At 65.4% G+C, this 439-nt stretch carries 1 protein-coding gene; it reads left to right on the forward strand.

Annotated elements, in window-relative coordinates:
- Nucleotides 1-439 (forward strand): cbb3-type cytochrome c oxidase subunit I (locus tag ACN675_RS29280; RefSeq protein ID WP_420754138.1); only part of this gene is annotated, 439 nt, incomplete at both ends.

Raw genomic sequence — 439 nt, forward strand, 5'->3', positions numbered from 1 at the left:
CCCGCTCGCCGACGTGGTGCACACGCCCGGCGTCGGCGCGAACCTGTGGGTGACGGGCCTGGCGATCATGGGTCTGGGCACGATCCTCGGCGCGGTCAACTTCACCACCACCGTCGTCTGCCTGCGGGCCCCCGGCATGACCATGTTCCGGATGCCGATCTTCACCTGGAACATCCTCATCACCAGCCTGCTGATCCTGCTGGTGTTCCCGCTGCTCACCGCCGCGTTCATGGGTCTGTTCGTCGACCGGGTGCTGGGCGGCCACATCTTCGATCCGGCCACCGGCGGTGTGATGCTGTGGCAGCACCTGTTCTGGTTCTTCGGTCACCCCGAGGTGTACGTCATCGCGCTGCCGTTCTTCGGCATCGTCTCGGAGATCTTCCCGGTCTTCTCCCGCAAGCCGATCTTCGGTTACACCGGCCTTGTCTACGCGACGCTG

Source organism: Rhodococcus sp. O3, from assembly GCF_048897285.1.
Lineage (GTDB): Bacteria > Actinomycetota > Actinomycetes > Mycobacteriales > Mycobacteriaceae > Rhodococcus.